Below are 22147 nucleotides of genomic sequence, written 5' to 3'. Positions count from 1 at the left end.
CGCCAGCAAGCCGGCTCCTGCGGCGGGGGGCGTACCGGGGGTTATTCCATGCCGGTCTTGACCATCGCCAGTTCAGGGTGGCTGACCAGTTTGTCGATGTGCAGGTCCGGGTCGTCGAACCAGACTTCGGTCAGCACCCGGTAGTGCTCCATGTCCCGGCAGCGCATGCGCAGGCTGTAGTCGAAGGCGCCGCTGATCAGCCGGCATTCCAGCACCTGGGGGCAGGCGCGGACCTTGGCCTCGAAGGCTTTCTGCGCCGCCCGCCCGCTCTGGTTGGACAAGGCCACCAGCACCAGCAGCGACAGCCCCGGGGTGAGTTTCTTTTCGTCGAGGATCGCCCCGTAGCCACGGATGACCCCGAGCTGCTCCAGCTTGCGCACCCGTTCCAGGCACGGCCTGGGGGTCAGGTGCACGCGCTCGGAGAGCTTCTGGTAGGTGATGCGCCCTTCGTGGCGCAGAACCTCGATGATCGCCTGGTCGATTCGATCAAGCACGATCGACAGGTCGCGGATGTCCGCCATGGATGTCTTCCCTCACTTCAAACGGCCGGATAGAAACTGCTGCAAACGTTCACTCTGCGGCTGGTCGAGAATCGCCGGGCTACCCTGCTCCTCGACCCGCCCTTGATGCAAGAACAACACCTGGCTCGACACTTGTCGGGCAAAGCTCATTTCATGGGTGACCATGAGCATGGTCCGCCCCTCTTCGGCCAGGGCCTGGATCACCTTCAGCACCTCCCCCACCAGTTCCGGGTCCAGCGCCGAGGTCGGCTCGTCGAACAGCAGGATCTGCGGCTCCACCGCCAGGGCCCGGGCGATCGCCACCCGCTGTTGCTGGCCACCGGACAGGAACGCCGGGTACTGCTCGGCCACCCGTTGCGCCAAGCCCACCTTGTCCAGGTAGGCCCGGGCACTGGCTTCGGCCTCCTTGCGGCCAATGCCCAGCACCCGGCACGGCGCCAGCATGATGTTCTCCAGCACGCTGAGGTGGCTCCACAGGTTGAAGTGCTGGAACACCATGGCCAGGCGCGTGCGCAGGCGCTGCAACTGGGCCGGGCTGGCCACCTGCATGCCGCCAGGGGCCTCGCGGGTGACAACCTCCTCGCCGTCCAGGGCAATGGCCCCGGCATCGGCCCGCTCCAGGAAGTTGATGCAGCGCAGCATGGTGCTCTTGCCCGAGCCACTGGCGCCGATCATGCTCACCACGTCTCCGGCCCGGGCCTTCAACGAGACGCCCTTGAGCACCTCGTTGTCACCAAAACGCTTGTAGAGATTTTCAACGGTCAATTTGTACATCGCAGACTCCTGGAACCCCGCCGCTGGCAGCAAGGTTCTGGATAGGAAAAAGAGGAAAGGAGCGTCAGTGAGCCTGGCCGAGGAAGCTCAGCCAGCGCCGCTCCGCCAGGCGGAAGGCCGCCACCAGGCCGAAGGACAGCCCCAGGTACAACAGGCCGGCGATGCCGAAGGCCTGGAAGGTCATGAAGGTGGCGGCATTGGCGTCCCGGGCCACCTTGAGGATGTCCGGGATGGTGGCGGTGAAGGCCACCGAGGTGGCGTGCAGCATGAGGATCACCTCGTTGCTGTAGTACGGCAGCGCCCGGCGCAGGGCCGAAGGCAGGATCAGCCGCCAGTACAGGCGCCAGCCGCTCAGGCCATAGGCGTGGGCTGCCTCGATCTCGCCATAGGGAATGCTGCGGATGGCCCCGGCGAAGATCTCCACGGTGTAGGCGCAGGTGTTCAGGGTGAAGGCCAGCAAGGTGCAGTTCATGGCATCGCGGAAGAAGGCTTCGAGAAACGGCTGCTGGCGTATCGCGGCAATGCCGTACAGGCCGCTGTAGCAGATCAGCAGCTGGATGTACAAAGGCGTGCCGCGAAACACATAGGTGAACAGCTGCACCGGCCAGCGCAGCAGCGCCCAGTGCGAGGTGCGCAGAATGGCCAGGGGCAGCGACAGGACAAAACCCATGGCCAGGCTGGCCACCAGCAGCCACAGGGTCATGGCCAGCCCGGTAAGGCTCTCGCCGTCAGTGAACAGAAACGGCCGCCAGTATTCCTGGATCAGTTCGATCATCGAGACAGCCCTCGCACGCCCTGGTTGTAGTGCCGTTCCAGGCGCCGCAGCAGCTGGTTTGAAGCGCTGGTGATCAGCAGGTACAGGGCCGCCGCCAGGAGCAGGAAATCCAGCATATTGAAGGTGCTCTTGCCGGCTTCCTGGGCCACCTTGACCAGGTCGGTGAGGCCGATGATCGACACCAGCGCCGTAGCCTTGAGCAGCACCAGCCAGTTATTGCCCAGGCTCGGCAAGGCGAAGCGCATCATCTGCGGGAACACCACGTGGCGAAAGCGCTGCATGCGGCTCAGGCCGAAGGCCGCCGCGGCTTCCTGCTGGCCCCGGGGCACGCTGAGGATTGCCCCGCGAAAGGTCTCGGTGAAATAGGCGCCGTAGATGAAGCCCAGGGTCACGATCCCGGCCACGAAGGGGTCGATCTCCATATAGGGCCAGTCCAGCAGTTCGGTCAGGGCCGTGAGCCAGCCCTGCAGGCTGTAGAAGATCAGCAGCATCAGCACCAGGTCCGGTACGCCGCGGATCAAGGTGGTGTAGCAGGTCGCCGGGATCTGCAGCAGGCGCAGCGGCGAAAGCTTGGCCGCCGCCCCCAGCAACCCCAGGAGCATGCTCACCAGCAGCGCCAGGGCGGAGAGTTTCAGGGTCATCCAGGCGCCGTGCAGCAACAGCGGCCCATAGCCTTGCAGGACCTCGAGGTCCAGGCCCAACAGAGTCAGAAAGGTATTCACGCCAATCACCTTGCTCGGGCCACGGCCGGGCCCGGGATACTGGGTAACAGTCCCGGGGCCCGCCGTGGGCGATCAGTTGTTGTAGAGGTCGAGGTCGCCGAAGTACTTGCGCTGGATCTGGGCGTAGATGCCCTTCTCATGCAGCGCCTGGATGGCGCCATTGAGCATGGCCTTGAGCTCGTCCTGGTCCTTGCGCAGGCCAATGGCGATCTCCGACGGCACCAGAGGGTCGCTGATGCCGACGCTGTTCTCGAAGTCGGCGCCCTGGGGTGATGCGAGGAAACTCATCTGCGCTTGCAGCTTGTCCTGGATCGAGGCGTCCAGCCGGCCGTAGACCAGGTCGGCATAGACCTGGTCCTGGTTCTGGTAGGCCCGCAGCTTGACTCCCGCCGGGCCCAGCTTGGCCCTGGCGTAGGTTTCCTGGACGGTGCCCTGCATGTAGCCCAGGGTCTTGCCCTTCAGCGATTCGCCGGTGGGTTCGAGGCCCGAGCCCTTGCGCGTGACGATGGCCGTGGGGCCGGCGTACAGGCGGTCGCTGAAGTCGATCTGCTTGCGCCGCGCATCGGTAACGGTCATGGAGGACTCGATGGCGTCGAACTTGCCGGCCTTGAGTGCCGGGATCAGGCCGTCGAAGTCGTTGCTGACCCACACGCACTTGAGCTTGAGCTCGGCGCAGATGGCGTTGCCCAGGTCGACACCGAAGCCCTGCACGCCGCCGCCTGCCGTGGTGGATTCAAAGGGCGGATAGCTCGGGTTGACGCCAAAGCGCAGTTCTTTCCATTCCTTGGCGCTGGCGCCCATGGAAACGCACGCAATTGCCAGTAACGGCACAGCCAGCCAGTGTTTAGTCATCTTCAGAGTCCCGGATTATTTGGATTTATAGCGGCCCGGCAGCAATGCCAGGCCCCACTTGTGACAGGGGCAGAGAGTGGATGCGGGGTCGCCGCAGTCGGGTTCTTGTTGTTATTGGCCGGGTTTGGCGCGCAGAGCCGAACCCGTTCCTGGTTGCCGCGGTCTACGCTGCAACGGAGCGCCAGAATGCCAACTGCCGAAGTGGCCCAGGTGTCGTAAGGGGCGCCTGAAACAGCCGGGATCGGCTGATCACGGCTATTTCACAGCCGATTCTGTCGTCAAGGCTCTACACCTTGGTCCAGAGCGGTTGCGCAAGGCCAGGGCGTGTTTTTTTGTCATGCAAAAATGCACAGTCGACCTGCAGCTTTCCGGGTTGTAATTGGCAAATTTGCACTGCTACGATCCGCCGATGCTCGCGCGCGAGCCTCATATAAAAAACAATAAAAGCAGGGAGTTAGTGATGACTGCTCAGGTTTCATCCCAGGCGAGCCGGGCCTGCGACGCCACCCCGGACGAAGTGTTGGTCGAGGTGCGCAACCACATCGGCTACCTGACCCTAAACCGCCCCGCCGGCCTCAACGCCATCACCCTGTCGATGGTCCGCACCTTGCAGCAGCACCTGGACCACTGGGCCCAGGATCCGTTGATCCACGCCGTCGTCCTGCGTGGCGCGGGGGACAAGGCTTTCTGCGCCGGCGGCGATATCCGCTCGCTGTACGACAGCTACCACAGCGGCGACAGCCTGCACCAAGACTTCTTCGTCGAGGAATATGCCCTTGACCTGACCATCCACCACTACCGCAAGCCGGTGCTGGCGCTGATGGACGGTTTTGTCCTGGGTGGCGGCATGGGCCTGGTGCAAGGCGCCGACCTGCGGGTAGTCACCGAGCGCAGCCGCCTGGCGATGCCGGAGGTGGCCATCGGTTACTTCCCGGATGTTGGCGGCAGTTACTTCCTGTCGCGCATACCCGGGGAGCTGGGGATCTATCTCGGAGTCAGCGGCGTGCAGATCCGCGCCGCCGATGCCCTGTACTGCGGCCTGGCCGACTGGCACCTGGACAGCAGCAAGCTGGACCTGCTGAACCAGCGCCTGGACCGCCTGCACTGGAGCGACTCGCCCCTCAAGGACCTGCAAGGCCTGCTGGCCAGGCTCGCGGTGCAGGCCCTGCCCGATGCGCCCCTGCAAGCCTTGCGCCCGGTCGTCGACCACTTCTTCGCCCAGGCGGACGTACCCAGCATCGTCGAGCAACTGCGTACCGTCACCGTTGCCGACAGCCATGAATGGGCGCGCAGCACCGCCGACCTGCTGGAAACCCGTTCTCCCCTGGCCATGGCCGTGACCCTGGAAATGCTGCGCCACGGCCGCCAGTTGAGCCTGGAACAATGCTTCGCCCTGGAACTGCACCTGGACCGGCAGTGGTTCGAGCGTGGCGACCTGATGGAAGGCGTACGCGCCCTGATCATCGACAAAGACAAGACTCCGCACTGGAATCCGCCCACCCTGGCGGCCCTCGACGCCGATCGGGTGGCGAGCTTCTTCAGCGGTTTTGACGGCAGCGGGAGCTGAACTCATGCACGACATTGAACTGACCGAAGAGCAAGTGATGATCCGCGACATGGCCCGGGACTTCGCCCGAGGCGAGATCGCCCCCCATGCCCAGGCCTGGGAAAAGGCCGGCTGGATCGACGATGGCCTGGTGCGCAAGATGGGCGAACTGGGCCTGCTGGGCATGGTGGTTCCCGAGGAATGGGGCGGCAGCTACCTGGACTACGTGGCCTATGCCCTGGCAGTGGAAGAAATCGCCGCCGGCGACGGCGCCACCGGTGCCCTGATGAGCATCCACAACTCGGTGGGCTGCGGGCCGATCCTCAACTACGGCAGCCAGGAACAAAAGCAGCAATGGCTGCCGCGCCTGGCCGCTGGCGAAGCCATCGGCTGCTTCTGCCTGACCGAACCCCAGGCCGGCTCCGAAGCCCACAACCTGCGCACCCGCGCCGAACTGCGGGACGGCCAGTGGGTAATCAACGGCGCCAAGCAGTTCGTCAGCAACGGCAAGCGCGCCCAGCTAGCCATCGTTTTTGCAGTGACCGACCCGGAACTGGGCAAGAAAGGCCTGTCGGCGTTCCTGGTGCCCACCGACACCCCTGGCTTCATCGTCGACCGCACCGAACACAAGATGGGCATCCGCGCCTCCGACACCTGCGCCGTGACCCTCAACCAATGCACCATCCCCGAGGCCAACCTGCTGGGTGAACGGGGCAAGGGCCTGGCCATCGCCCTGTCCAACCTCGAAGGCGGGCGCATCGGCATCGCCGCCCAGGCCCTGGGCATCGCCCGCGCCGCCTTTGAAGCCGCCCTGGCCTACGCCCGGGAGCGGGTGCAGTTCGACAAGCCGATCATCGAACACCAGAGCATCGCCAACCTGCTGGCCGACATGCACACCCGCCTGAATGCCGCCCGTCTGCTGATCCTCCACGCCGCGCGCCTGCGCAGCGCGGGCCAGCCGTGCCTGTCGGAGGCTTCCCAGGCCAAGCTGTTCGCCTCGGAAATGGCCGAGAAGGTCTGCTCCTCGGCCATGCAGATCCATGGCGGCTACGGCTACCTGGAAGACTATCCGGTGGAACGCTACTACCGCGATGCGCGAATTACCCAGATCTACGAAGGCTCCAGCGAGATCCAGCGCCTGCTGATCGCTCGCGAGTTGAAGCATTACCAGCTGTAGGCATTGACGCCGAAAACAAAAAATCGCAGCCGGGGCTGCGATTTTTTTTGGCTGTTCCCTCGTGGGAGCCGGCTTGCCGGCGAGCAGGCCCCTGAGTCATGCGCTGCCCTCGGGGACGCCTTCGCTGGCAAGCCAGCTCCTACGTGGCTAGGACGCTGCGGTTACTGGTCCTTGAACTGCGGGTCACGCTTGGCGATGAAGGCGGCCATGCCTTCTTTCTGGTCCTGGGTGGCGAAGGCGGCGTGGAATACCCGGCGCTCGAAGCGCACGCCCTCGGACAGGCTGACTTCAAAGGCGCGGTTCACGCTTTCCTTGATCATCATGCTCACCGGGATCGATTTGCCGGCAATCACCGCTGCCACTTTCAGGGCTTCTTCCACCAGTTCATCGGCCGGCACGATGCGTGCGACGATGCCGCAACGCTCAGCTTCCACGGCGTCGATAAAACGCCCGGTCAGGCACATTTCCATGGCCTTGGCCTTGCCGACCGCGCGGGTCAGGCGCTGGGTGCCGCCCATGCCCGGCAGCACGCCGAGGTTGATTTCCGGTTGGCCGAACTTGGCGTTGTCGCCAGCCAGGATGAAGTCGCACATCAGCGCCAGTTCGCAACCGCCGCCCAGGGCGAAGCCGTTGACCGCGGCGATGATCGGCTTGCGCCGGTTGGCCACGCGGTCACTGTCGCTGAACAGGTCGTCGAGGTAGATCTGCGGGTAGCTCAGCTCGGCCATTTCCTTGATGTCGGCACCGGCGGCGAAGGCTTTCTTGGAACCGGTGATGACGATGCAGCCGATCTGCGGGTCGGCTTCCAGGCGATCCAGGGCCTGGTTCACCTCGCCGACGATCTGTGCATTGAGGGCGTTCAGCGCCTGGGGGCGGTTGAGAGTGATCAGGCCGACCCGGCCCTTGATGTCCAACAGAATGGTTTCGTAGCTCATGAATCAGCTCCTGCTAAAAGTCAGAGATTGCGCGAAATGACCATGCGCTGAATGTCGCTGGTGCCTTCGTAGATCTGGCAGATGCGCACATCGCGGTAGATCCGCTCCACCGGGAAGTCGCTCAAATAGCCATAGCCGCCCAGGGTTTGCAAGGCCGCGGAACAGACCTTCTCGGCCATTTCCGAGGCGAACAGCTTGGCCATCGAGGCCTCCACCAGCGCCGGCTTGCCGCTGTCGCGCAGGGCCGCGGCGTAGTGCACCATCTGCCGCGCCACGGCGATCTGGGTGGCCATGTCCGCCAGGCGGAAGGCCACGGCCTGGTGCTCGATGATCGGCTTGCCGAAGGTTTCGCGCTCGCGGGCGTAATCCCGTGCCGCTTCGAATGCGGCCCGGGCCATGCCCACCGATTGCGAGGCAATGCCCACGCGCCCGCCTTCAAGGTTGGCCAGGGCGATCTTGTAGCCCTCGCCCTCCTCGCCCAGGCGGTTGGCTAGCGGCACCTTCACATCCTCGAAGAGGATCTGGCAGGTGTCGGAGGCATGCTGGCCGAGCTTGTCCTCGACGCGCGCGACCTTATAGCCCGGCGAGTCGGTGGGCACGATAAAGGCACTGATGCCGCGCTTGCCGGCCGCCGGGTCGGTGACAGCGAACACGATCACCACCCCGGCGTTCTGCCCGGAGGTGATGAACTGCTTGCAGCCGTTGAGCACATAGTGGTCGCCGTCGCGGCGGGCCCGGGTCTTCAGGCTGCTGGCATCGGAGCCGGCCTGGGGTTCGGTCAGGGCGAAGGCGCCGAGCATGGCGCCACTGGCCAGGGGCTTGAGGAAGCGTTCCTTCTGGTCATCGTTGCCGAATTTGAGGATCGGCACGCAGCCCACCGAGTTGTGCACGCTCATGATGGTGGAACAGGCGCCATCACCGGCGGCGACTTCCTCCAGGGCCATGACATAGGCCAGGTAGCCGGTGTCGCACCCGCCCCACTGCTCGGGCACCAGCATGCCGAAGAAACCCAGCTCGGCCATCTCGGCAATGGCTTCCTTGGGAAAGCGGTGCTCGCGGTCCCAGTCGGCGGCGAAAGGCTTGAGGCGCTCCTGGGCGAATTGCCGGGCCGCGTCGCTGATCTGCAGTTGTTCGTCATTGGGCAACATCGGGATTCCTCGTTACAGGCATTCAACGGCCATGGCCGTGGCTTCACCACCGCCGATGCAGATCGCGGCCACGCCACGCTTGAGGCCTTTCTGGCGCAGGGCCGACAGCAGGGTCACCAGGATCCGCGCACCGGAAGCGCCGATCGGGTGGCCCAGGGCGCAAGCGCCGCCGTGCACGTTGACCTTGGCGTGGGGGATTTCCAGCTTGCTCATGGTGACCAGGCTGACCACGGCGAAGGCTTCGTTGATCTCGAACAGGTCGACCTCGTTCAACGACCAGCCGGTCTTCTTCATCAGCCGCTCGATGGCACCCACCGGGGCCACCGGGAACAGCCCGGGGGTATCGGCGAAGGCCGCGTGGCCGTGGATCACTGCCAGGGGCTTGAGGCCGCGCTTGTCAGCTTCGGAGCGGCGCATCAGCACCAGGGCCGCGGCGCCGTCGGAGATCGAGCTGGAGTTGGCCGCAGTCACGGTGCCACCGTCGCGGAACGCCGGTTTCAAGGTAGGGATCTTGTCCAGCTTGGCCTTGGGCGGCTGCTCGTCGTCGCTGATCAGCTTCGACTCCTTGCCGACCATCACCTGCAGGGGAACGATCTCGTCCTTGAACAGGCCGTCCTTGATCGCCTGCTGGGCACGGGTCAGGGAAGCCACGGCGAAATCGTCCTGGGCCTGGCGGGTAAAGCCGTTGGCCTCGGCGCAATCCTCGGCGAAGGTGCCCATCAGGCGGCCCTTGTCGTAGGCGTCTTCCAGGCCGTCGAGGAACATGTGGTCCAGCACCTTGCCGTGGCCCATGCGGTAGCCGCTGCGAGCGCGGTCCAGCAGGTACGGGGCGTTGGACATGCTTTCCATGCCACCGGCGATCACCACCTCGGCACTGCCGGCCAACAGCATGTCGTGGGCCAGGATGGTGGCCTCCATGCCGGAACCGCACATCTTGTTCAGGGTGGTGCAGCGGGTGCCCTTGTCCAGGCCGGCGCCCAGGGCGGCCTGACGGGCCGGGGCCTGGCCGAGGCCGGCGGACAGCACGCAGCCGAACAGCACTTCTTCGACCGCCTGCGGTGCAATGCCGGCGCGCTGGACTGCGGCGCGAATGGCTTCGCTCCCCAGTTGCGGCGCGCTGAGGCCTTTGAGGTCCCCCTGGAAACCGCCCATGGGGGTACGGACGGCGCTGACGATGACAATCGGATCTTGGGCAATGGACATGATGAATCCTCCTTACTTGGCGGCCATGCGCAAGGCGCCGTCGAGACGGATCACCTCGCCGTTGAGCATGCTGTTTTCAATGATGTGCCGCACCAGCGCGGCGTACTCGGCGGGCTTGCCCAGGCGTGGCGGGAATGGCACGCCGGCGGCCAGGCCGGCCCGCACTTCGTCGCTCATGCCGGCCATCATCGGGGTTTCGAAAATACCCGGGGCGATGGTCATCACCCGGATGCCGAAGCGTGCCAGCTCCCGGGCCACCGGCAGGGTCAGGCTGGCGATGGCGCCCTTGGAGGCAGCGTAGGCCGCCTGGCCGATCTGCCCGTCGAAGGCGGCGATGGACGCCGTGTTGATGATCACCCCGCGCTCGCCGTCGGCATTGGCCGGGCTTTCGGCAATGGCTGCTGCTGCCAGGCGCAGCAGGTTGAAGCTGCCGATCAGGTTGACGTTGATCACCTGGCTGAAGCTGGCCAGGGCGTGGGGACCGTTCTTGCCGAGGATTTTCTCGCCACGCACGATGCCGGCGCAGTTGACCAGGCCGTTGAGCCCGCCAAAGGCCTTGACCGTGGCCTGCACCGCCGCTTCGGCCGCGGCTTCCTGGCTGATGTCGGCCACCACGCTCTGGCAGCCCAGCTGCTGGGCCTTGGCCGCCACGGCCTCGGCATTGAGGTCCACCAGCATCACCCTGGCGCCGGCGGCGACCAGCATTTCGGCGCTGTCGGCTCCCAGGCCGGAAGCGCCGCCACTGACGAGAAACACCTGGTTTGCAATGTCCATCATTCAAATCCTGTTCATGCGGTAGCTGTTGACGCCGCGGCCTCTTGAGCCTTGGCGATTTCCTGGTTGCGCAAGATAAAGCGCTGCAATTTGCCGCTTGGGGTCTTCGGCAATTCGCTGACAAATTCGATTTCACGGGGGTAGGAATGAGCCGCCAGGCGCTTGCGCACGTGCTGGCGCAACTCCTCTGCCAGCTCATCGGTGGCGCGGTACTGCTCGCTGAGCACCACGAAGGCCTTGACCAGTTCGGTGCGCTCCGGATCGGGCTTGCCCACCACCGCCGCTTCCACCACGGCCGGGTGTTCGATCAGTGCGCTTTCCACGTCGAACGGGCCGACCCGGTAGCCGGAGGTGGTGATGACATCGTCGCTGCGGCCCACGAAGCTGATGCTGCCGTCCTGGTTCAGCTCCACGGTGTCGCCGCTTAAGTAGTAGTTGCCGACAAAGGCCTTGGTCGGCACCCCGGCGTAACCGGCGAACCAGCACATGGGTGACTGGCTGCGGTCGATGGCCAGAATCCCCGGCTGGCCGACGCCCAGTTCCTGGTAGTGCTCATCCAGCACCACGATGCGGTGGCCCGGCGAGGCGAAACCGGCGGCGCCGACATGCACCGGGTGCTCCAGGCCGTGGTGGTTGCACAGCACCATGCCCAGCTCGGTCTGGCCGTAGTGGTCGTGGATCACCACGCCCAGCTGTTCGGCGAACCAGCGGATGACTTCAGGGTTGAGCGGCTCGCCGGCGCTGCTGACGATACGCAGGCGGCCCTTGATCGAACGGGCGAACTGGTCGCCGCCAGCGATCAGCAGGCGGTAGGCAGTGGGCGAACCGGTGAGGTTGGTGATGCCGTACTTGTTGATCACCCGGCAGGTGCTTTCCAGGGTGAAGGGGCCATCGTAGAAGGTGATCGGGTGGCCCAGGCCCAAGGGCCCGGTGACGCCGAAGTAGATGCCGTAGGCCCAGCCCGGGTCGGCGACGTTCCAGAAGGCGTCTTCCGGGCGCAGGTCCACGGCGTCGCGGGTGTAGGCCTGGAACGCGACTATGGCCTTGAGCGGCACTTCCAGGGCTTTCGAGGGGCCGGTGGTGCCCGAGGTGAACATCAGCAGGAATGGGTCTTCGCCGGTCAGCAGCACGGGCTCGCACTGGGCCGGGTACTGTTCCAGCTCGGCCCAGAAGCTGAAGTCACCGCGCACGATGCCCTGGCCCTGGGCGCCTGCGACCGTGACGATGGTCGGGCATTCGGCGACTTCCGCCAGCTTGGGCCGGTTCACCGCGTCGCTGACCACCAGCTTGGCCTTGGAGCTGTTGAGGCGGTGCTCGATGGCCTTGGGGCCGAAGGCGGTGAACAGCGGCTGGTACACCGCGCCAATGCGCCAGGTGGCCAGCACCGTGATCAAGAGTTCGACATTGCGTGGCAGCAGCCCGGCGACCTTGTCGCCCTTGCCGACCCCCTGGGCCAGGAAGAAGTTGGCCAGGCGCCCGGCCTTGTCCTGCAGTTCAGTGAAGGTGTAGCTGGCGCTGCTGCCGTCCCGGCCTTCCCAGAACAGCGCGATGCGCCCGGGCAAGGCATGCCGGTCGCAGCACTCGACACAGGCATTGAGGGCTGAGAGCGAGCCCGCCAGGGCCGACTCCATGGTGTGCTGATAATCGAATTCCTTGATAGCAGACAGGTAGTTGCGCATTGCCAGAATCCCTCACTGTTCTTATTAGGATGGGAACCTCATGAAAATCAGGGAAATACTGGCGCCAGAGCCCTCGCGGAACAATGGTCAAAGCTATCAAGTTGCGTGACCGGTTTGGCCAAGAGCACGCCCCGCCACGGTTGGCGGCGGCACCTGAAATTGCCGTAGGCGCTGGCTTGCCAGCGAAGGCGTCGGCCCGGGCGGTGCAAGGCTTGCGGGCCCTTTCGCCGGCAAGCCGGCGCCTACGAGAGGTGCGGGTCGTTGAGGATCAGGCTGCGGTAATGCCCGGGGTTGGAACCGGACCATTTGCGAAAGGCCTTATAGAACGAGCTGGTGTCGGCAAACCCCAGGCGCCCGGCAATCTCGGCAAAGCTGATCTGCGGCTCGGCCAGCCAGACAATCGCCAGTTCCTTGCGCACGCTGTCCTTGAGCGCCTGGTAGCTCTGGCCCTCTTCCGCCAGGCGCCGGCGCAGGGTCGAGGCGGACATGCACAGGCTCTGGGCCAGGCTTTCGCTCTCGGGCCACTGCTCCCCTGGCAGTTGCCGCAACTGCTGCTTGATGCGGCTGGCCAGGCTCTCGGGGTCGCGGTACTTGACCAGGATGTTGGCCGGGGCATGGGCCAGGAAGCGCTTGAGCTCTTCCTCGCTGCGCTTGATCGGCAGGTCCAGGCAGTCGGCGGCGATGATCATCCGCGTGCGCGGCCGCTCGAAACGCAGGTTGTCGGAGAACATCACCCGGTAGTCGTCGCAGAAATCCGGCTGCGGGCCGCGCAGCTCGATGGCCAGGATCGGAATGCGCCGGCCCGCCAACCAGCAGGCCACGCCGTGGACAATCATCCAGTAGGTGAAGTAGGTAAAGGCCCGCCTAGGCTCGTGTTCATCCTCCAGCAGGACGATTTCCGCCAGGCTCTGCTGGTGCACCAGCTGCGCCGGCATGCGCTCGAACATCAGCGTCAGAAAGCCCAGCACCGAGTCCAACCCGCTGGCCAGGGTCGGCTGGGCCATGGCCGAGCGGCAGAGAAAGGCCAGGCTGCCGGACTTCAGGCGGCGCGGGTCCATGCCGAAGAACTCATCGTCCAGGCGCCGCGCCAGCAGGCGCCAGAGCCGTGCATAGGCACTGGCCGGTACCCGCGCCGTGCCCTGCTGCAGGCCCGCCGGGTCGATGCCAACCTTGTGCAGCACTTCATCGGTGGCGGCGCCCGGGGCGCAGCTTTGCAGCAGTGCCTCGCGCACCAGTTGCATGGAGATGGTGTCTTTTTCCGACATCGCGGCCAACGGTTTACTCAATCCTGGGATGGCCATCTTAGGCAGTGACCGGGAAAAAGCCAGTGGGCTTTGGGCTAAGTGGCAACCCCTCCTGCCAGGCAAAACCAATACGCATCTGCAAGGCCGCGAACAGACCCAAGCGCCAGCGAGTCCCGCAGAACGTCTGCCCAAGCCAAGGGCCCTTTGGCGAGCCAGTGCAAAAAAGTATCAATTCAAGTGTCAGGGATGATTTGTCAGCACCGCGTTTGAGGGCTGTAATCAGCCCACCTTCTTCCTCGGCAGAGGAAGACATAACAACAATAACCGTCCTTCTGCAGCCCTCACCGGCGCAGGACAGGAGTGAACGATGAAACCCTGCAGCAAAGCCCTGCTCCTCACCACCTGCATGACCCTCAGCAGCGTCACCCTTGGCGCCCAGACCCTGACCATCGCCACCGTCAACAACAGCGACATGATCCGCATGCAACGCCTGTCCAAGACCTTCGAGGCCGAGCACCCGGACATCAAGCTGAACTGGGTGGTGCTGGAAGAGAACGTGCTGCGCCAGCGCCTGACCACCGACATCGCCACCCAGGGCGGGCAATTCGACGTGCTCACCATCGGCATGTACGAAGCCGCACTCTGGGGTGCCAAGGGCTGGCTGCAACCGATGCAGGACCTGCCGGCCAACTATGGGCTGGACGATGTCTTCCCTTCGGTGCGCGAGGGCCTGTCGGTCAAGGGCACTCTCTATGCCCTGCCGTTCTACGCCGAAAGCTCCATGACCTACTACCGCACCGACCTGTTCAAGGAGGCCGGCCTGAGCATGCCCGAGCGGCCGACCTGGGAGCAGATCGGCGAATTCGCCGCCAAGCTCAACAAGCCCGACCAGGAGCAATACGGTCTGTGCCTGCGGGGCAAGGCCGGCTGGGGCGAAAACATGGCGCTGATCACCACCCTGGCCAACAGCTACGGGGCGCGCTGGTTCGATGAGAAGTGGCAGCCGGAGTTCACCGGGCCGGAATGGAAGAACGCCCTGACCTTCTATGTCGACAACATGAAGAAGTCCGGCCCGCCGGGGGCTTCGAGCAACGGTTTCAACGAAAACCTGGCGCTGTTCAACAGCGGCAAGTGCGCGATCTGGGTCGACGCCAGCGTGGCCGGCTCTTTCGTCACCGACAAGAGCCAGAGCAAGGTCGCCGACCATGTGGGCTTCACCTACGCGCCGCACCAGGTCACTGACAAGGGCAGCGCCTGGCTGTACTCATGGTCCCTGGCGATCCCCGCCAGTTCCAAGGCCAAGGACGCCGCCAAGACCTTCAGTGCCTGGGCCACATCCAAGCAGTACGCCGCGTTGGTGGCCGAGAAGGATGGCATCGCCAATGTGCCGCCGGGCACCCGCGCCTCCACCTACAGCGAGGCCTACATGCAGGCCGCGCCGTTCGCCAGGGTCACCCTGGAATCGCTGAAGGTCGCCGACCCGAGCAAGCCCACCCTAAAGCCCGTGCCCTACGTCGGCATCCAACTGGTGACCATCCCCGAGTTCCAGGCCATTGGCACCCAGGTCGGCAAGTTGTTTTCCGCCGCCCTGATCGGCCAGACCACGGTGGACCAGGCCCTGGCGGCCGCGCAGCAGAGCACCGAACGGGAAATGAAACGCGCCGGCTACCCGAAATAACCCGGCTCTCCCTGTAGGAGCCGGCTTGCCGGCGAAGAGGCCCTTGAGTCTTGCGCAGTGTTCAAGGGCGCCTTCGCTGGCAAGCCAGCACCTACGGGCAGCCCGGCCGTGCCAGCGCCGTGTCGCGCCCCCTTGTACCCAACTGGTTGTGACCCTTATGAATACCTCGACTGCCAAGCTGCATGTGCAACCGCAGGCGGCGCCTCGCAAAAGCCGCCTGGCCAACCCCGGCTGGTTCCTGGTCAGCCCCTCGGTGGCGCTGTTGCTGCTGTGGATGATCGTGCCCCTGGGCATGACCCTGTACTTTTCAGTGATCCGCTACAACCTGCTGTACCCCGGCGAGAACCAGTTCGTCGGCCTGGAGAACTTCAGCTACTTCCTCAGTGATTCGGGCTTTGTGCCCGGGGCCACCAACACCCTGTTGCTGGTGGGCAGCGTACTGCTGATCAGCGTGGTGTTCGGGGTACTGATCAGCGCCCTGCTGGAGGCCAGCGAGTTCCTCGGCCGGGGCATCGTCCGGGTGCTGCTGATCTCGCCGTTCTTCATCATGCCCACGGTGGGCGCGCTGATCTGGAAGAACCTGATCTTCCACCCGGTGTCGGGGATCCTCGCCGCGCTGTGGAAACTGTTCGGCGCCCAGCCGGTGGACTGGCTGGCGCACTACCCGCTGCTGTCGATCATCGTCATCGTTTCCTGGCAGTGGCTGCCGTTCGCCATCCTGATCCTGATGACCGCCATGCAGTCCCTGGACCAGGAACAAAAGGAAGCCGCGCGCCTCGATGGTGCCGGGCCCATCGCCATCTTCTGGCACCTGACCCTGCCGCACCTGGCCCGGCCGATTGCCGTGGTGGTGATGATCGAGACCATCTTCCTGCTGTCGGTGTTCGCCGAGATCTTCACCACCACCAACGGTGGCCCGGGCTACGCCTCCACCAACCTGGCGTACCTGATCTACAACCAGGCCCTGGTGCAGTTCGACGTCGGCATGGCTTCGGCCGGCGGGCTGATCGCCGTGGTCATCGCCAACATCGCCGCGATCATCCTGGTGCGGATGATCGGCAAAAACCTGACTGACCAGAGCTGAGGTGGCCGCCATGACCCTGCAACAATCCCGACGCCTGCAAAGCCTGCTACTGGGCACCCTGGCCTGGGCCATCGCGATCCTGATCTTCTTCCCGATCTTCTGGATGGTGCTGACCAGCTTCAAGAGCGAGATCGACGCCTTTGCCACGCCGCCGCAATTCATCTTCACGCCAACGCTCGAGAACTACCTGCACATCAACGAGCGCAGCAACTACCTGGCCTTCGCCTGGAACTCGGTGGTGATTTCCTTCAGCGCGACCGCCCTGTGCCTGCTGATCGCGGTGCCGGCGGCCTACTCCATGGCCTTCTTTGAAACCCGCAACACCAAGCGCACCCTGCTGTGGATGCTCTCCACCAAGATGCTGCCGCCGGTGGGCGTGCTGATGCCCATCTACCTGCTGGCCAAGAGCTTTGGCCTGCTGGATACGCGCATCGCGCTGATCGTGATCTACACCCTGATCAACCTGCCGATCGTGGTGTGGATGGTTTACACCTACTTCAAGGACATCCCCCGGGACATCCTCGAAGCCGCCCGCCTGGACGGCGCCACACTGGCCCAGGAAATGCTGCGGGTGCTGATGCCCATCGCCAAGGGTGGCCTGGCCTCCACTGCACTGCTGTCGCTGATCCTGTGCTGGAACGAGGCCTTCTGGTCGCTGAACCTGACCTCTTCCAACGCCGCCCCGCTGACCGCGCTGATCGCCTCCTACTCCAGCCCCGAAGGGCTGTTCTGGGCCAAGCTCTCGGCGGTCTCGACCCTGGCCTGCGCGCCGATCCTGATATTCGGCTGGATCAGCCAGAAGCAGTTGGTGCGCGGCCTGTCCTTTGGCGCGGTGAAGTAACCCTCGAATTCTGGAGACATCCCATGGCTCACCTGAAAATCAGCAACCTGCAAAAAGGCTTCGAAGGCTTCGAGATCATCAAGGGCATTGACCTTGAGGTGAACGACAAGGAATTCGTGGTGTTCGTCGGCCCCTCGGGCTGCGGCAAGTCCACCCTGTTGCGGCTGATTGCCGGCCTGGAGGAAGTCAGCGGCGGCAGCATCGAGCTGGACGGGCGCGACATCACCGAAGTCAGCCCGGCCAAGCGCGACCTGGCCATGGTGTTCCAGACCTACGCCCTGTACCCGCACATGAGCGTGCGCAAGAACATGTCCTTCGCCCTGGACCTGGCGGGGGTCGACAAGGCCCTGGTGCAGCAAAAGGTCGACGAAGCGGCGCGCATCCTGGAACTGGGGCCGATGCTCGAACGCAAGCCCAAGCAGCTGTCCGGCGGCCAGCGCCAGCGCGTGGCCATTGGCCGGGCCATTGTGCGCAACCCGAAGATCTTCCTGTTCGACGAGCCGCTGTCCAACCTCGATGCCGCCCTGCGGGTACAGATGCGCCTGGAACTGGCGCGCCTGCACAAGGAACTGCAGGCCACCATGATCTACGTGACCCACGACCAGGTGGAAGCCATGACCCTGGCAGACAAGGTGGTGGTGCTCAATGGTGGCCGGGTGGAACAGGTGGGCTCGCCCCTGGAGCTCTACCATCGCCCGGCCAACCTGTTTGTCGCAGGCTTTCTCGGCACGCCGAAGATGGGCTTTCTCAAGGGCCGCATCAGCCACGTCGACGGCCAGGGCTGCGAGGTCCAGCTGGATGCCGGGGCACGCCTGCGCCTGGAGCAGAGCGGTGCGCAACTGAGCCTGGGCAGCGAGGTGACCCTGGGCATCCGTCCCGAGCATCTGGAGTTGGGCGAGCCCGGCCCGGGCAGCCTGGCGGTCACCAGCGACGTGGCCGAGCGCCTGGGCAGCGACACCTTCTGCCATGTCCGCAGCAGTTGCGGTGAAGCCCTGACCCTGCGTATCCGCGGTGACCTGGCGAGCCGCTACGGCGAACAGCTGCACCTGCACCTGGCCCCCCAGCACTGCCATCTATTCGATGCCCAGGGGGTCGCCGTGTCCCGCCCCCTGCGCGCCGCCGCCTGATCCCAGAGAGCCCTGCATGAAACTCAAACGCTTGAACCTCAGCCAACTGCCGCCCCAGGTGCGGGTACCCGCCTACACCGTCACCGCCACCCGCCAGGGCATCGCGCACATTGGCGTCGGCGGCTTTCACCGGGCCCACCAGGCCTATTACACCGATGCCCTGATGAACCTGGGCCAGGGCCTGGACTGGAGCATCTGCGGGGTCGGCCTGCGCTCCGAAGACCGCCGCGCGCGGGACGATCTGGCCGGCCAGGACTACCTCTACACCCTGTACGAGCTGGGCGATGGCGACGGCCACGAGGTGCGGGTGATCGGCGCCATCAGCCAGATGCTGCTGGCCGAGGACGACGCCCAGGCGCTGATCGACAAGCTGGCCAGCCCGGAGATCCGCATCGTCTCCCTGACCATCACCGAGGGCGGCTACTGCATCGACGACAGCACGGGCGAGTTCATGCTGCACCTGCCGCAGATCCAGCACGACCTGGCCCATCCGCAACAGCCGCGCACGGTATTCGGCTTTCTCTGCGCGGCCCTGGCCCTGCGCCGGGCCGCGGGGATCCCGGCCTTCACCCTGATGTCCTGTGACAACCTGCCCCACAACGGCGCGGTGACCCGCAAGGCGCTGCTGGCCTTCGCCGCCCGCCGCGACGCCGACCTGCATGACTGGATCGAGCGCCACGTGAGCTTTCCCAACGCCATGGTCGACCGCATCACTCCCATGACCAGCACCGCCCACCGCCTGCAACTGCACGATGAGCACGGCATCGACGATGCCTGGCCGGTCGTCTGCGAGCCCTTTGTGCAGTGGGTCCTGGAAGACAAGTTCTGCAATGGCCGGCCGGCCTGGGAACAGGTCGGCGTGCAGTTCACCGACGACGTCACGCCCTATGAAGAGATGAAGATCAAGCTGCTCAACGGCAGCCACCTGGCCCTGACCTACCTGGGCTTTCTCAAGGGCTACCGCTTCGTCCACGAAACCATGAACGACCCGCTGTTCGTCGCCTACATGCGCGCCTACATGGACCTGGACGTAACCCCGCAACTGGCGCCGGTACCGGGCATCGACCTGGCGGCCTACAAGGACACCCTGGTCCAGCGCTTCTCCAACCAGGCGATCGCCGACCAGCTGGAGCGGGTGTGCAGCGACGGTTCGTCGAAGTTTCCCAAGTTCACCGTGCCTACCATCAACCGGCTGATCGCCGATGGCCGTGATACCGAGCGTGCGGCCCTGGTGGTGGCGGCCTGGGCCCTGTACCTCAAGGGCGTGGACGAGAATGGCCTGAGCTACCGGGTTCCCGACCCGCGGGCCGAGTTCTGCCAGGCCCTGGTGGCCGACGATACCTTGCTGACCCAGCGTTTGCTGGCGGTGGAAGAAATCTTCGGCTCGGCGATTCCCCATTCCAGCGCGTTTGTCGATGCTTTCGAGCGCTGCTTCAACAGCTTGCGCGAACATGGCGTGAGCAAGACGCTGGAGCGGTTGTTGGCCAGGCCCGTGTAGCCGCTGCCGCAGGCTCGGCAGCGGCTACAGCTCGACAGTAATCACCCACACCAGGAGCGACGATGACTCAACCCGCGCTTTTTCTCGGCCTCGACTGCGGCACCCAGGGCACCAAGGCGCTGATCCTCGACAGCCGGAGCGGCACCGTCCTGGGCCGGGGCGCTGCGCCCCACAGCCTGATCAGCGGCGCCAATGGCTGCCGCGAACAGGATCCCGCGCAGTGGCTGCAAGCCTGCACCAGCGCCACCCGGCAGGCCTTGCAGGCGGCCGGGGTGGATGGCCGGCAGGTGCTCGGTGTCGGGGTTTGCGGCCAGCAGCACGGTCTGGTGCTGCTGGATGACCAGGGCCAGGTGCTGCGCCCGGCCAAGCTGTGGTGCGATACCCAAAGCAGCGCCGAAAACCAGCGCCTGCTGGACTGGCTGGGGGGCACCCAGGGCTCCCTGGAGCGCCTGGGGCTGGCCATTGCCCCGGGCTACACGGTGTCGAAGCTGCTCTGGACCCGGGAGCAGCACCCGGAACTGTTCCAGCGCATTGCGCATATCCTGCTGCCCCACGACTACCTCAATTTCTGGCTGACCGGGCGCTGCTGCAGCGAGTACGGCGATGCCTCGGGCAGCGGCTATTTCGATGTGCGCAGGCGCGACTGGGACCGCGCCCTGCTGGCCCATATCGACCCCAGCGGGCGCCTGGAGCGGGCCTTGCCGCCGTTGCTCGAAGCGCACCAGCCTGTGGGCCGGATCCTTGCGCCGGTCGCCCGGCAACTGGGGATCAGCGCGGATGCCTGGGTGGCCAGCGGCGGTGGCGACAACATGCTGGGGGCCATCGGCACCGGCAATATCCAGCCCGGAATCATCACCATGAGCCTGGGCTCCTCCGGCACCGTGTATGCCTACGCCGAGCGCCCGCTGATCAGCCCCGAGCCTTCGGTGGCGACCTTCTGTTCGTCCAGCGGTGGCTGGCTGCCGCTGATCTGCACCATGAACCTGACCAACGCCACCACCCTGGTGCGCGAACTGCTGGGCCTGGACCTTGCCGCTTTCAACCAGTGCCTGGAGCAGGCCCCCATCGGGGCCGAGGGGCTGTGCCTGCTGCCGTTCTTCAACGGCGAGCGAGTGCCCGCCCTGCCCCAGGCCCAGGGCAGCCTGCACGGCATGACCCTGGACAACCTGACCCCGGCCAACCTGTGCCGCGCGGTGGTGGAAGGCACCACCTTCGGTTTGCGCTACGGCCTCGACCTGTTGCGCGCAGCGGGCCTGCACAGCCAGAGCATCCGGCTGATCGGCGGCGGTGCGAAAAGTCTGCTGTGGCGGCAGATGGTCGCCGATATCATGCATGCCCCGGTGATCTGCCCCCGCGAGGCCGAAGCCGCCGCATTGGGCGCGGCGATCCAGGCAGCCTGGTGCCATGGCCGGCAGGATGATCCGGACCTGGACCTGCAACAACTCTGCGAACGCTGCGTGCGCCTCGACCCGGGCAGCGAAACCCAGCCCCGGGCCGAACACGTGGCGGCCTACGAACCGGTGTACCAGCGCTATCGACAGCAACTGGCAAGCCTTTGAAGAGCGAATGACTATGTATCTGGTGTGTGGCGAAGCGCTGTTCGACTTTTTCAGCGCGGATGAGGCCGGGGCCCCGGCCAGTAAAGTGGCGTTCCAGGCGATCGCCGGGGGCTCGCCGTTCAACGTGGCGGTGGGCCTGCGCCGCCTGGGCGTCGATGTCGCCCTGCTGGCCGGGGTGTCCCGGGACTACCTGGGCCAGCGCCTGCGGCGGGTGCTGGAAAACGAAGGCGTGGATACCCGCTACCTGCGGGAATTCGACGCCCCAACCACCCTGGCCATGGTGGCCGTGGGCGCCGATGGCTCGCCCCACTACAGCTTTCGCGGCGAGGGCTGTGCCGATCGCCAGTTGCAAGAAGAGCACCTGCCGCAGCTCGACGCACAGGTGCGCGGGCTGCATATCGGCTCGTTTGCCCTGGTGGTGCAGCCGATTGCCGATACCTTGCTGGCCCTGGTGCGCCGTGAGCGGGGGCAGCGGCTGATCAGCCTGGACCCCAACGTACGACTCAACCCGCAGCCGGATATCCAGCTGTGGCGCCAGCGCATCGCCGAACTGGCCGGCCATGCCGACCTGATCAAGGTCAGCGACGAAGACCTGGCCCAGCTGTACCCCGGGCAGGCGCCCGAGACGCTGATCCGGGGTTGGCTGCAAGGCAACGCCCGGCTGGTGTTCCTGACCCGTGGCAGCCAGGGCGCGACGGTGTTCAGCCGTGGGCATGGCAGCTGGTCGGTGGACGCGCCCCGGGTGGAGGTTGCCGACACCGTGGGCGCCGGAGATACCTTCCAGGCTGCGCTGATCACCTGGCTGACCGAACAGGGCCTGGATTCCCCCCAGGGCCTTGAACAGCTCGATCGCGAACAGACCGACGCCCTGCTGCGTTTCGCCGTCAACGCCGCGGCCCAGACCTGCACCCGCACCGGCCCGGACCTGCCATACCGGCATCAACTCCCGTAGCCGCCGGCTTGCCGGCGAAGAGGCCCGCAAGCCTTGCGCAATTGCGGCTACCGCCTTC

Annotated in this window: 20 protein-coding genes; 9 read left to right on the top strand and 11 right to left on the bottom strand. The window is 65.3% G+C overall.

Annotation, left to right across the window (positions count from 1 at the left end; genetic code table 11):
- Window positions 1-41: 41 nt before the first annotated feature.
- The 5 genes from BM382_RS03220 to BM382_RS03200 form a co-directional block, all read right to left on the bottom strand.
- Window positions 42-521, bottom strand: coding sequence for an Lrp/AsnC family transcriptional regulator (locus BM382_RS03220; RefSeq protein WP_011061344.1), 480 nt, complete (start codon window positions 519-521; stop codon window positions 42-44).
- A gap of 12 nt (window positions 522-533) precedes the next feature.
- A complete protein-coding gene (locus tag BM382_RS03215; RefSeq protein WP_072441805.1) occupies window positions 534-1295 on the bottom strand; it encodes an ABC transporter ATP-binding protein in 762 nt (253 codons plus the stop codon).
- A 64-nt stretch (window positions 1296-1359) separates the two neighbouring features.
- Window positions 1360-2070: an ABC transporter permease gene (locus BM382_RS03210; protein ID WP_072441803.1), complete on the bottom strand. Its 711-nt coding sequence runs from the start codon at window positions 2068-2070 to the stop codon at window positions 1360-1362.
- Entirely contained in the window at window positions 2067-2792 is a 726-nt protein-coding gene (locus tag BM382_RS03205) for an ABC transporter permease (RefSeq protein ID WP_011061347.1), read from the bottom strand. Before BM382_RS03205 ends, BM382_RS03210 begins: the two co-directional genes overlap by 4 nt.
- 72 nt (window positions 2793-2864) lie before the next feature.
- Entirely contained in the window at window positions 2865-3644 is a 780-nt protein-coding gene (locus tag BM382_RS03200; protein ID WP_011061348.1) for a transporter substrate-binding domain-containing protein, read from the bottom strand.
- Window positions 3645-4104: 460 nt separating this feature from the next.
- Here BM382_RS03200 and BM382_RS03195 point away from each other — a divergent pair, with 460 nt between their 5' ends.
- Both BM382_RS03195 and BM382_RS03190 read left to right on the top strand, forming a co-directional pair.
- Window positions 4105-5211: an enoyl-CoA hydratase/isomerase family protein gene (locus BM382_RS03195; protein ID WP_072441801.1), complete on the top strand. Its 1107-nt coding sequence runs from the start codon at window positions 4105-4107 to the stop codon at window positions 5209-5211.
- A 4-nt stretch (window positions 5212-5215) separates the two neighbouring features.
- Window positions 5216-6367 (top strand): acyl-CoA dehydrogenase family protein, encoded by a 1152-nt coding sequence (locus BM382_RS03190; protein ID WP_011061350.1) that lies wholly within the window; start codon window positions 5216-5218, stop codon window positions 6365-6367.
- Window positions 6368-6528: 161 nt separating this feature from the next.
- Here the strand turns inward: BM382_RS03190 and BM382_RS03185 are convergent, their stop codons facing one another.
- The 6 genes from BM382_RS03185 to BM382_RS03160 all read right to left on the bottom strand — a co-directional run bounded on the left by BM382_RS03185 (window position 6529) and on the right by BM382_RS03160 (window position 13371).
- Window positions 6529-7302 (bottom strand): enoyl-CoA hydratase, encoded by a 774-nt coding sequence (locus BM382_RS03185; protein WP_011061351.1) that lies wholly within the window; start codon window positions 7300-7302, stop codon window positions 6529-6531.
- Between the two features lie 20 nt (window positions 7303-7322).
- Window positions 7323-8450, bottom strand: a complete 1128-nt coding sequence (locus tag BM382_RS03180; protein WP_015635656.1) for an acyl-CoA dehydrogenase — start codon at window positions 8448-8450, stop codon at window positions 7323-7325.
- A gap of 12 nt (window positions 8451-8462) precedes the next feature.
- Window positions 8463-9653 (bottom strand): acetyl-CoA C-acyltransferase, encoded by a 1191-nt coding sequence (locus BM382_RS03175; protein ID WP_011061353.1) that lies wholly within the window; start codon window positions 9651-9653, stop codon window positions 8463-8465.
- 12 nt (window positions 9654-9665) lie between these two features.
- Window positions 9666-10427: an SDR family NAD(P)-dependent oxidoreductase gene (locus tag BM382_RS03170; protein WP_072441799.1), complete on the bottom strand. Its 762-nt coding sequence runs from the start codon at window positions 10425-10427 to the stop codon at window positions 9666-9668.
- Window positions 10428-10441: 14 nt separating this feature from the next.
- Window positions 10442-12106 carry an AMP-binding protein gene (locus BM382_RS03165; RefSeq protein WP_072441797.1) on the bottom strand — a complete coding sequence of 555 codons (1665 nt, stop codon included), beginning with the start codon at window positions 12104-12106 and terminating at the stop codon, window positions 10442-10444.
- 242 nt (window positions 12107-12348) lie between these two features.
- Entirely contained in the window at window positions 12349-13371 is a 1023-nt protein-coding gene (locus BM382_RS03160) for an AraC family transcriptional regulator (protein WP_041120647.1), read from the bottom strand.
- 385 nt (window positions 13372-13756) lie between these two features.
- Between BM382_RS03160 and BM382_RS03155 the strand changes: the two genes are divergently transcribed.
- The 7 genes from BM382_RS03155 to BM382_RS03125 all read left to right on the top strand — a co-directional run bounded on the left by BM382_RS03155 (window position 13757) and on the right by BM382_RS03125 (window position 22089).
- Window positions 13757-15028 carry an ABC transporter substrate-binding protein gene (locus BM382_RS03155; RefSeq protein ID WP_239690403.1) on the top strand — a complete coding sequence of 424 codons (1272 nt, stop codon included), beginning with the start codon at window positions 13757-13759 and terminating at the stop codon, window positions 15026-15028.
- 157 nt (window positions 15029-15185) lie between these two features.
- Complete coding sequence (locus tag BM382_RS03150) at window positions 15186-16112, top strand: carbohydrate ABC transporter permease (RefSeq protein ID WP_011061358.1); 927 nt, start codon at window positions 15186-15188, stop codon at window positions 16110-16112.
- Window positions 16113-16122: 10 nt separating this feature from the next.
- Window positions 16123-16953 carry a carbohydrate ABC transporter permease gene (locus BM382_RS03145; RefSeq protein WP_011061359.1) on the top strand — a complete coding sequence of 277 codons (831 nt, stop codon included), beginning with the start codon at window positions 16123-16125 and terminating at the stop codon, window positions 16951-16953.
- 23 nt (window positions 16954-16976) lie between these two features.
- Window positions 16977-18080, top strand: coding sequence for an ABC transporter ATP-binding protein (ugpC, locus tag BM382_RS03140; protein WP_011061360.1), 1104 nt, complete (start codon window positions 16977-16979; stop codon window positions 18078-18080).
- 16 nt (window positions 18081-18096) lie between these two features.
- Window positions 18097-19578 (top strand): mannitol dehydrogenase family protein, encoded by a 1482-nt coding sequence (locus tag BM382_RS03135; protein WP_011061361.1) that lies wholly within the window; start codon window positions 18097-18099, stop codon window positions 19576-19578.
- Between the two features lie 62 nt (window positions 19579-19640).
- Window positions 19641-21137, top strand: a complete 1497-nt coding sequence (xylB, locus tag BM382_RS03130) for a xylulokinase (RefSeq protein ID WP_072441792.1) — start codon at window positions 19641-19643, stop codon at window positions 21135-21137.
- A 13-nt stretch (window positions 21138-21150) separates the two neighbouring features.
- Complete coding sequence (locus BM382_RS03125; protein WP_011061363.1) at window positions 21151-22089, top strand: carbohydrate kinase family protein; 939 nt, start codon at window positions 21151-21153, stop codon at window positions 22087-22089.
- Window positions 22090-22147: the final 58 nt, after the last annotated feature.

The sequence above is a fragment of the Pseudomonas sp. NFPP25 genome (assembly GCF_900116505.1).
Taxonomy (GTDB): Bacteria; Pseudomonadota; Gammaproteobacteria; order Pseudomonadales; family Pseudomonadaceae; genus Aquipseudomonas; species Aquipseudomonas protegens.
Note: the sequence above shows the minus strand (reverse complement) of the source record. Positions and strands in the feature narration are given on the sequence as shown.